At 59.7% G+C, this 10,197-nt stretch carries 9 protein-coding genes; 2 read left to right on the top strand and 7 right to left on the bottom strand.

The features are described from left to right. The coding region (locus tag EI290_RS23110; RefSeq protein WP_449404933.1) for a transposase-like zinc-binding domain-containing protein at positions 1 to 90 on the bottom strand (90 nt) is incomplete at its 3' end. 285 nt (positions 91 to 375) lie between these two features. Here EI290_RS23110 and EI290_RS21375 point away from each other — a divergent pair. Beyond that, positions 376 to 1,191, top strand: a complete 816-nt coding sequence (locus EI290_RS21375; protein ID WP_125433686.1) for an alpha/beta hydrolase — start codon at positions 376 to 378, stop codon at positions 1,189 to 1,191. Between the two features lie 115 nt (positions 1,192 to 1,306). Here EI290_RS21375 and EI290_RS21370 read toward each other — a convergent pair whose 3' ends face one another. The 4 genes from EI290_RS21370 to recQ all read right to left on the bottom strand — a co-directional run bounded on the left by EI290_RS21370 (position 1,307) and on the right by recQ (position 6,198). Further along, positions 1,307 to 2,026: a GAF domain-containing protein gene (locus EI290_RS21370; RefSeq protein ID WP_125433684.1), complete on the bottom strand. Its 720-nt coding sequence runs from the start codon at positions 2,024 to 2,026 to the stop codon at positions 1,307 to 1,309. 8 nt (positions 2,027 to 2,034) lie between these two features. Beyond that, on the bottom strand, positions 2,035 to 2,754 hold the full coding sequence (locus EI290_RS21365) for a pirin family protein (protein ID WP_125433683.1): 720 nt from the start codon (positions 2,752 to 2,754) through the stop codon (positions 2,035 to 2,037). A gap of 153 nt (positions 2,755 to 2,907) precedes the next feature. Further along, complete coding sequence (locus EI290_RS21360) at positions 2,908 to 3,714, bottom strand: LexA family transcriptional regulator (protein WP_125433682.1); 807 nt, start codon at positions 3,712 to 3,714, stop codon at positions 2,908 to 2,910. 213 nt (positions 3,715 to 3,927) lie between these two features. Further along, entirely contained in the window at positions 3,928 to 6,198 is a 2,271-nt protein-coding gene (recQ, locus tag EI290_RS21355) for a DNA helicase RecQ (protein ID WP_125433681.1), read from the bottom strand. Between the two features lie 158 nt (positions 6,199 to 6,356). On the opposite strand from recQ, the gene EI290_RS21350 reads away from it, so the two are divergent. Beyond that, positions 6,357 to 6,701 carry a four-helix bundle copper-binding protein gene (locus tag EI290_RS21350; protein ID WP_125433680.1) on the top strand — a complete coding sequence of 115 codons (345 nt, stop codon included), beginning with the start codon at positions 6,357 to 6,359 and terminating at the stop codon, positions 6,699 to 6,701. Positions 6,702 to 6,896: 195 nt separating this feature from the next. Here EI290_RS21350 and EI290_RS21345 read toward each other — a convergent pair whose 3' ends face one another. Further along, the gene (locus EI290_RS21345; protein WP_125433679.1) at positions 6,897 to 8,777 is read right to left on the bottom strand and encodes a glycoside hydrolase family 13 protein; all 1,881 of its coding nucleotides are present in this window, start codon (positions 8,775 to 8,777) and stop codon (positions 6,897 to 6,899) included. A 134-nt stretch (positions 8,778 to 8,911) separates the two neighbouring features. Then, positions 8,912 to 10,093: a THUMP domain-containing class I SAM-dependent RNA methyltransferase gene (locus tag EI290_RS21340; protein WP_125433678.1), complete on the bottom strand. Its 1,182-nt coding sequence runs from the start codon at positions 10,091 to 10,093 to the stop codon at positions 8,912 to 8,914. Between the last annotated feature and the right edge of the window lie 104 nt (positions 10,094 to 10,197).

Genomic DNA, 10,197 nt, shown 5'->3' with positions numbered 1-10,197 from the left:
GCACAAATACTTGGCGTGGCCGTGGCTATGCCCATTTTTGCGCAAGGCTGTGCTCCCACATTTAGCACAGGTAAGGGTAGTCTGTAGCATCACACAAGATAGCAAAACCACGATTTAGACCACCGCCCACAAAAACTGGTTAAGCGAATACGTCATCCTGAACGGCTACCGGTATCAGCAAATGAGAGAGCGTAAACCCGACCAATCTACCTTATTGCTTATCACGGGCATATCCCTGGTTACATCGATTATAGCTCTCTTGCTAAGCCTTACTCGCCGGAGTAAAGCTTGAAGACCAGTATCAACGTAGACCTATATTTTCCCCAACTTAAGCGTATGCGCATTTTTTTGCTGAACTCCTTTTGGTGGCTCACTATGTTGTGTTACCTCTTGGGCTACCCTCATTCTGCTCACGCCCAAACGCAAGCCGTACCGCTCTGCATCGGCCAGACGTTTACCATTGCCTCCAAAGCCCTGGGCGAAACGCGGCGCATCAACGTGTACTTACCGGCGGGCTACGCGGAATCGGCTAATATGCGGGTGCCGGTGCTGTACATGCCGGATGGGGGCCTAGCCGAGGACTTTCTGCACGTAGCGGGCCTGGTGCAGGTATCGGTGGGCAATGGTACCATGCGGCCTTTCCTGCTGGTGGGTATCGAAAACACGGAGCGTCGGCGCGACATGACCGGCCCAACTACCAATGAAAAGGATAAGAAAATAGCCCCACGTGTGGGTGGCTCGGCGGCGTTTCGTCGGTTCATCCATACGGAGTTGATGCCCGAAATCAAGCGGCGCTACCGCACTACGGAGGAAACTGCCGTGGTAGGCGAGTCGCTGGCCGGGCTGTTTGTGGTGGAAACCCTGCTGCTGGAACCCGACCTGTTCAACACGTATTTAGCTTTCGACCCCAGCCTGTGGTGGAACAACCGGCAGCTTGTACAGCAGGCTCCTACATTTCTGAACACGTACAAGGGTGCGCCCAAAACCCTGTTCATTGCCTCCAGCAACGAGCCCGAAATAGTAACCGATGCTGGCGCGTTTGTGCAAGCATTAAGAGCGGCTAATAACCGGGCCATTCAGTGGCACTACGAATCCATGCCGCAGGAAACACACGGCACCATTTACCACCCGGCGGCACTCATGGCATTCCGGCGCGTGTTCAAACCTTCCTCAACTACTACAAATCGTTAATTACCAAGATATTACTGGCATTTTTGAGAATGTATAAAAGCGTCGTTTCTGTCATGCTTCATCTCGCGTCCACTTGTTGACGCATGACGTTCGTTCTAAATTCCCAATCACGCTCTTAAGCTGCCCGCTGAGTTTCCTGCATCCGCCGGTCCAGCACCTTACCCACCCCGCTCAACCGACGCAGCACCAAATCCTGTATTTCATTATCGTCGAGGTTGATGCCGTTGTTGCGCGTGACCAGGTAGCGGGTCAGGGCCGCATTATCATCTAGGGTAGCCGTAAGTTCCTGCTGCGCTGTTTCCCATTGTTCTGCCCGAGCAGCATGCAAATACTGAAAACGCAGCTCTATGGTGCGGCTTACCAGATTAGCCAGTTTCACCAACACGTCCTGCTCCGCCGCCGACAGCGTCCGATACTCCCTCCCAATTACGGCCATCATGCCAATTCGCTCCCCATGCGGCATCTGCAGAGCCGAGCCGGCATAGAAATTCAGCCCCAGCGCCTGCGCTACGTCGGGCTTGATAAGCCGGCAACTCTCCGCCTTATAGTCAGAGGTAATGATAGGGGTATCTAGCAGAATGGCGGCCGAGCACATGCTTTCCGTGCGCGGCAAACCCGGCACTCCCTCGGCCCCGGCTACCGCCTTGAAGTGCACGTATTCCTCGTCAACCAATGAAATCAGGGAAATAGGCGTATCAAACAGCTGAGCAGCCCAGGCCACGTAGTCGTCAAAGATTTTCTCGGGTGCGGTGTTGGCAATCTGGTACAGGTGCAGCGTCCGTAGGCGGATGGCCTCGTTTGCGGGCACCAACTCATCAGGAAAGTGTTGGGTCATGAACAGGGTTAATAATTCGCCTCGCTGCCGGGCAAGTCTATCAGAATGAACTGCGCATCGGCAGATGCCTGGATTTCCAGTACATGCTCATCGGTGGAACGAATCTGGTCGTTGGGCCCGATGTCCACTCCGTTCACATAGAGCTTGCCTTCCTTCACGTACAGAAAGGTATTGCGGATAGGAAACGTCTTAAACGACACCGTTTTGCCTTCCCGCAGGTTGCACCAGTACACAGTGCTGTTGGAGTTCATGTACACCACATCTTCCAGCACCTTCTGCCCCGAAACCAGGGGCACCAACTCATTTTTGGTGTCCAGAAAGTCAACGTCTTTCTGCTCATAGCTCGGGGCCAGATTCTTTTGGTTAGGCAGAAACCACAGTTGGTAGAGGTGGACTGGCTGCTCAGTCTGGTTCAGCTCAGAATGGGCCAGGCCGGTGCCGGCCGTCATTCGCTGCACTTCGCCTTTGGTGATGGTGCGCTTGTTGCCCATGGTGTCCTCGTGGGTCAGCTCGCCATCCAGCACCAGGGTTACTATTTCCATTTCGGAATGCGGGTGTTGAGGAAAGCCCGCGTTACCCTGCACCGTATCATCATTAAACACCCGCAAAGGCCCGAAATGAACGTTTTGCGGATCATAGTAATCGGCAAAGCTGAACAGAAAGTAACTATTGAGCCAGGCCACGGGTGCGGCATGATGACGGTCGGTGGAGGGGATTAGCTTAAGCATCGGGAGTCTGGTTGATGGAATACCCCGCTGTACGCAAGCGGCACACCCGCGGTTAACTCAGGCACTGCCCCAATAACTTCCTCTCTGTACTAGGTCAAAAAAAAAACGCCTCCACGGTGGGAGGCGTTATGTATAGCAGAGAGCCGCTGATGCTTAAACCTTTTTCATTGTTGAGACCTGCTGTTGCAAATCCAGCACAATGCTGGCCAGCCGGTTCAGCGAAAGGTCGGCAATGGGGAAAGTGCTGCTGATGTAGGCTTTGGCCTCCCAGATTTCCACCACATCCTCCACCTCAATCTCATAGGGCGAGTACAGCGTGTTGTCGGAGTGCAGCGTGAGGCGGGCGGCATCCTTCAGGCGGTTGAACACACGCTTGAATACAATGCCCTCCTTGCCCGACACTACAATGCAGGGCGTCCCATCCTTAATGCTCAGCCAATCATCCACGTAGCGGCCCACAATAACGGTTCCGCTGGCAATGGGCAGCATCGAGTCGCCGGCAATTTCGAAGGCGCGGTAGGTGCCGGTGTTGCCCAGCATGGGCAGCCGGAACTTGGGCAGCTCCTCCAGGTACTCGGGGTCGGCGTAGCCGTTGAGGTAGCCGGCGGCGGCTTTCTGGGGCACCAGCTCAATATTTTCGTTCTGGTCCCGGTCTACGGTCAGGGCCAGAATACGCAGGCCGTTGCCGCGGTTGCTCTGCTCGGTGGCAGCCTGAGCCGTTTGGGCCTGTAGCTGCGCGGCGGCTTTGGCATTCTTCTTTTTAGTGAAGTCGGTGGTTACCAGCGCATCCAGGGTAATACCGAACAGGCGGGCCATATTTACCAGCGTGGTTAGCTTGGGTTCGGCCCGGCCTTCTTCGTACGCCCCCACGAGGGAGCGTTTGATGCCAAGTTTTTCGGCCATCTGGGCCTGCGTGAGGCTCAGCTCGCGCCGCCAGAATTTAAGGTTGGTGTTAATCATAACGCAGGGGAGCCGGGGAATAGGGCTGCGACGGCAAGCAAGTACCGGCTCACGAAGATACGAACCCGTTTACGCGAATACTAATTCAATTAGCCGAAATTTTTACTAAAATTTTAGGACAGGCACAGTTCTAGGGGTAAGGATACCTGAAGACCCTGGCCTGAGCGGCTGACTCCCGCGGCCCGACGGGGCATCCAGCCAGACCGGCGCAGTCTACTCACCCCGCAGCCGCTTGAAATACAGCAGTGCCAGCCGCAACCGGAAGTAATCGTACTGCTCCCGCAGGTGGTCGAACAGGTCGCGGAGCATGGGGCTGCCGCCGAGCTGGGCCTGGGCCGTCTGGATTTCGGCCAGCTCCTGGGGCTTCAGGAATTCTTCCAGGCGCAGGGCCAGGCCTTTGGCGTAGCCGGTGGTCAGGTGAGTTTGCACCGTGGATACGGCCAGGTCGCGGCGCTCGGCAATGGCTTCCACGCTCAGGCCCATGCGGTGCAGCTGAAACGTGGTTTCCAGGGTGCCCGTGGTTTCGCCGGCCGGCTCGGGGGCGGCCTTGGCGGCCCGTTTGCGCGGGGCCCGGGCCGGGGCCGCCGCATCGAAGCCCAGATCCGTTGGCACATCGTCCTCGTCCAGGTCGGCCAGGGCCGCGGGGTTGCCGCCGTGGGCCAGCACTTCCCGGATGAAGGCCTCGCCGTAGTTCTCAAACTTCTTCATGCCCACCCCCGAAATGGCCAGCATGGCATTACGGTTGACGGGGCGCTCTACGGCCATTTCCTGCAGGGTGGTATCCGTGAAGATAACGTAGGGCGGCACGCCCTGCTCGTCGGCAATGCGCTTGCGCAGGGCACGCAGAGCCTCGAACAAGCCCGCTTCGGGCGTGGTGGCGGCGGCTTTGGCCGCGGCGGCTTTGCGGCCTTTGGCAGGCTTCTCGGCTTTTTCGGCGGGCTGGAATTTTTTCATGGATACCGGACGCTGGCCCTGCAGCACCTCCCGGCCTAAACTCGTCATTTTCAGCGCGTAGCCTTCCTCGTACGCAATGTAGAGCAGCCCATCATTCAGCATCTGGTGCACGTAGCTGTACCAATCCAGGTACGGCAGGTCGCGGCCCGCGCCGTAGGTTTTAATCTGGTCGAGGCCCTGGCTGAGCACGGCTTGGTTACGCATGCCCCGCAGCACATCAATCAGCAGGCTGATGCTGAGCCGCTCCCGCCCCCGCACTACCGCTGAAAGAGCCTTCTGGGCCAGCTCGGTACCGTCGAAGGTGGTGGGTGGGTTGCGGCAGATGTCACAGTTGCCGCAGTCCTGGGGCAGGGTTTCGCCGAAGTAGTTAAGCAGGATTTTGCGGCGGCAGCCAGCGGCCTCGGCAAACTGCTGCATGCGCTCCAGCTTGGTGAGGTTGAGCTGGGTGAGGTTGGGGTTTTCCTTGGTGAGCATGTCGCGCAGGCTCATCACGTCGGCAAAGCTGTAGAACAGCACAGCCGTGCCAGGAGCCCCGTCGCGGCCGGCCCGCCCGATTTCCTGGTAGTACCCCTCGATGTTCTTGGGCAGATTGTAGTGAATCACCCAGCGCACATTGCTCTTGTCGATGCCCATGCCGAAGGCAATGGTGGCCACAATCACCTGCAGATCATCCTTCAGGAAACCTTCCTGCACGGCGGCGCGCTGGTTAGGCGTCATGCCGGCGTGGTAGAACCCGGCCTTTACGCCCTTGACCTGAATTTTCTGGGCCAGGGTTTCGCACTGCTTGCGCGAGAGGCAGTAAATGATGCCCGACTCGCCGGGGTGGCGCTCCAGAAACTCCAGAATGCCGCCCACGCGGTCCTGGCCCGGCCGCACAATCAGGTTGAGGTTGGGCCTATCGAACGAGGAAAGGAAGACGCGCGGATTGTTCAGGCGCAGCTGGGTCTGGATGTCGCGCTGGGTGAGGCGGTCGGCGGTGGCGGTGAGGGCAATAATGGGCACCTGCGGAAACTGCTCGCGCAACACCCGCAGCTGGGTGTATTCGGGCCGGAAATCATGGCCCCAGCTGGAAATACAGTGGGCCTCATCAATGGCGAACATGCTGATACGCAGCCGCCGCAAAAACGTCAGAAAGCCCTCGGAGAGCAGCTTTTCGGGGCTTACGTACAGCAGCTTGAGGTAGCCGTTGAGGCAGTCGGCGGCAATGTTGTTCTGCTCGCTCTGGCCCACGCTGCTGTTGATGTAGGCGGCCGAAATGCCGTTGGCCTTCAGGGCCTCCACCTGGTCCTTCATCAAAGCAATGAGGGGCGACACCACCACGCACACGCCTTCCTGCACCACGGCCGGCACCTGAAAACACACCGATTTACCCCCGCCCGTGGGCATGAGCACCACCGTATCCTGCCCGCTCAGCACGTTGCGGATGATGTCTTCTTGCATGGGCCGGAAGGAATCGTAGCCGTAGTACTGCTTAAGGACTTTACGGGCTGATTCGAGCGTGGGAGCGAGTGGTTCGGCGGCAAATAACATGGGGTAAAGATACGGCTAAAGCGGGCGGGGTAAAAGCAGGAAGTTAACCCTGCCCGGGCGAAAATGGTGCACCCAGCCAGCCCGAATCGTGCACGCCCATGGCTCCGGCCAGCTACGTACAACCTGGCATTCCTCTTTCCTTCATCCTTTTTTCCTCCATGACGAACTCCCCCGCCTCCGCCACTCAGAACCAGGCCGTGCTCGATGCCCTCAACCGCTGCGTAGCCGCCTGTGAGTACTGCGCTACTGCCTGCCTGGGCGAAGAGCACGTGCAGCACATGACCGACTGCATCCGCCTCGACCGGGACTGCGCCGACATCTGCGCCCTGGTGGCCCGCCTCGTGGCCCGCGGCTCCGAGCACGCCAAGCACCTCATCAAAGAGTGCATCGAGGTATGCACGAAATGCGCCAACGAATGCGCCAAGCACAACCACCCCCACTGCCAGCAGTGCGCCGCCGCCTGCCGCGCCTGCGCCGAGACCTGCCAGCAGTACGCGGGGTAATTGATTTAAGTCAAAAGGAAAAGATAGAAAGTCAGAGCCCCGTTTGTCATCCTGAGCGCAGCGAAGGACCTTTTGACAGTAGAACGACAATCGTAATAACGACTCGTACTGCCGTAGTAAGGTCCTGCGCTGCGCTCAGGATGACAAACGGGGCTCTGACTTTCTATCTTTTCCTTTTGACTTAAATCCGGCTTCCTACTTCATCAGCTCCAGCACCACGGCCGTTTTGGCGGGGAGTTGCAGGGTTTTGAGGTCGGAAATGGTTTCGCCGGTGAGGACGTTGCGGGCTTTGGTGAAGCCGGCCATGCGCTCGGAGAAGCGGGCGGTAGGCAGGCTGGCGGCTTTGTCGGTGGTGTTGGAGGCCACCATGACGGTGCCGGCGTCGGCGTAGCGGAAGTACACGTACTGGCCGTTTTCGGGCAGGTATTGCATCAGCTGGCCGGAGCTGAGTACCGGGTGCGTTTTGCGGTAGTTGGCCAGGGTGCTCACGAAGCGGAAGGCGTCGTTTTCGGCCTCGGTGCGGCCGGCGGCCGTGAACTTGTTCTGCTGGTCGCCTGGAAAGCCGCCGGGGAAGTCGCGGCGCACTTCGGCGTCGGAGGGGTCCTTGAAGTTCTTCATCAGGATTTCCGTGCCGTAGTACATGCTGGGGATGCCGCGGGTAGTCAGTAGCCAGGTCAGGCCCATCTTGTACTTGGCCACGTCCTCGCCTACTTCCGAAAGGAAGCGGTTGTGGTCATGGTTGTCGATGAAGGTCACGAGCTTGGTGGGGTCCTGGTACACGGCGTCCTGGGCCAGGGCCTGGTACACGCGCTGGGCGCCATTGTCCCAGCCGGTGGCGCCGGGAGTGCCCACTTCCTTCAGGCCGGCCAGCATGGCATTTTCCAGCACGAAATCAAGGCCGCCGGGCTGGTTGGACTTGAAGGGGAAGTCAATCTTGTTGCGCACGTAATAGGCCTGGTCCACAATGCTGGTCACCGACGACTCCCCGAAAATGTGAATCTTGGGGTACTCGGCCAGCAGCGCCGCGTTGCAGCGGTTCATGAAGGGCTGGTCGTTGTACATATAGGTGTCGATGCGCCAGGCATCCACCCCGAAGTTCTCCACCGTCCAGAGGGCATGCTGGATCAGGAAGTTGGCCACGTAGGGGTTCTGCTGGTTGAGGTCGGGCAGAAAGGGCACGAACCAGCCGTCGAGGGTCACCTTGCGGTCAATCTGGGCGGCGTGGGGGTCGGTAATGGGCTGCTGGCGGTAACTGGTATTGGTGTACGTGGGCCACTGGTGCAGCCAGCTTTTCATGGGCAAGTCCTGGATAAACCAATGGTTGTTGCCGATGTGGTTGTACACGGCATCCTGCACCACTTTCAGGCCCATACCGTGGGCTTTCTGCACGAAGGCCTTGTAGGCTGCGTTACCGCCCAGGCGCTTGTCCACGGTGTAGTGGTCGGTGAAGCCGTAGCCGTGGTAGGCCGAGCGTTTCGCGCCGCCTTCGTCGGTGAGGGTTTGATTGTTTTCGATGACGGGCGTAAACCACACGGCCGTCACGCCCAGCTCCTTGAGGTAATCGAGGTGCTGACTGGCCCCCTGCAGGTCGCCGCCGTGGCGCAGGAAGGGGTTCGTGCGGTCCGAGCTGGGGTCGGCCATGTCGGCAAACTTGTCGTTCGAGGGGTCGCCGTTGGCAAACCGGTCGGGCATGGCCAGGTAGATGAAGTCGGCCTGCGTGACGCCCTGGGCCTTCACGGCGTTGTCGCGGGCCTTCAACTCCCAGTTCTGGGTCACGGTTTTCGCGCCCTTTTTGCCCACTAGCGCCACCTGCCCGGGTTTGGCCGTGGGCGTAATTACCAGGTCAAGGAAGGCGTAGTTGGGGTTCTCGACGGTATTGGTTTTCACCAGCTTCACGCCGGGATAGTTCACGGTGTAGGTGAGCGTGCCGGCCTGGGGGCCGTACACCAGTACCTGCACGGTGTTGTGCTTCATGCCCACCCACCAGTTGGTGGGGTTCAGGCGGGTGATGGATTGGGCCGCGGCGGTCAATGGCAGTGCGGCGGCCAGCAGCAGCGTGTGGAGCGTCTTTTTCATCTTCGGGGAAATTGGGGACCGGAAGATAAGCAGTAGCGCGCAGCTCCGCTTCGCGCACGAGCGAAGCGAGTTCCTACGCGAGAGAGCCAGACGCCCGTTACTCGCTCCGCTCGTGCGCGAAGCGGAGCTGCGCGCTACTTTGCTTTCCGGGTGCCCTGGTACAGCTCGTATTTCAGCAGGCGGCAGTCAATGGGGCCGTTGTAGAGCGGGATGCGGCGGCTGGCTTTCAGGCCGATGCGCTTGGCGGCCTCCAGGTTGCCGGTGAAAATGTAGGCGTCGTAGCCCTGGAAGCCCGATTTGAGCGTGTCGCCAATGGTTTTGTAGAGGGCATCCATTTCGGCCTCCTCCCCGATTCGCTCCCCGTAGGGCGGGTTCATGATGACGATGCCGGGCTCCTCGCGGGCCGGGGCCTTGGCCTCTTTCACGTCGCGCACCCCGAAGCGGATGTAGTCCTCCAGGTCGGCGGCGGCCACGTTTTCGCGGGCCAGCTCAATGAACTCGCGCGAGAGGTCGGAGCCGGCCAGGTAGGCCTGGGGCTCCTCGATGCGGGCCTGGCGGGCATCCAGCTGCACCGATTCCCAGAGGGCGGCGTCGAAGTCGGCCCAGTTCTCGAACCCGAACTTACCCTGGTGGTAGAGGCCGGGGGCAATGCGCTGGGCAATGAGGGCGGCCTCAGTGAGCAGCGTGCCCGAGCCGCACATGGGGTCGATGAGCGTCTTTTTGCCGTCCCAGCCCGCCAGCAGCAGCAGGCCGGCGGCAAGAGCCTCGTTGAGCGGGGCCACGTTGGTTTGCTGGCGGTAGCCGCGCTTGTGCAGGGATTCGCCGGAGGCATCAAGGCTGAGCACCACGTCGTTCTCAATCATGTGCAGGTGCAGCCGGATGTCGGGGTTCTTCACGTCCACGCTGGGGCGCGAGCCGGTGCGGTTGCGGAACTGGTCCACAATGGCATCCTTGGTGAGCTGGGCCACGAACAGGGAGTGGTCGAAGGTGGACTTGTTGACCACGGCCGTAATGGCAAACGTCTGATCGGGCCGGATGTAGCGGCTCCAGTCGATGCGGCCGACTTCGCGGTAGAGGGCTTTTTCGTCGCGGGCGTAGAAGCCGGCGAAGGGCCGCAGGATGCGCATGGCCGTGCGGCACCAGAGGCAGGCTTCGTAGAGCAGCTGGGTGTCGCCCACGAACTCAATGGCGCGCTGGCCCACTTTCTCAATTTTGGCCCCGAGCTGGCGCAGCTCCTCGGCCAGTACTTCTTCCAGCCCGAACTGGGTGGTGGCAGTCATGTAAAACGGAGCGGAGCGGCGGCTGGACTGGGGCATGGTACGGGGCAAGATGAGCGAAAAGAAGCGCAAAGGTACGGGGTGACGGCGGCTCCGGCTGCTATATTTACCCCTTCTTTACCCGATAACCATACCCTATCCTT

The organism is Hymenobacter metallilatus, assembly GCF_003944705.1.
GTDB classification, from domain to species: Bacteria; Bacteroidota; Bacteroidia; order Cytophagales; family Hymenobacteraceae; genus Hymenobacter; species Hymenobacter metallilatus.
The sequence above is the reverse complement of the archived record's forward strand: the minus strand, read 5'-3'. Positions and strand labels throughout refer to the sequence as shown.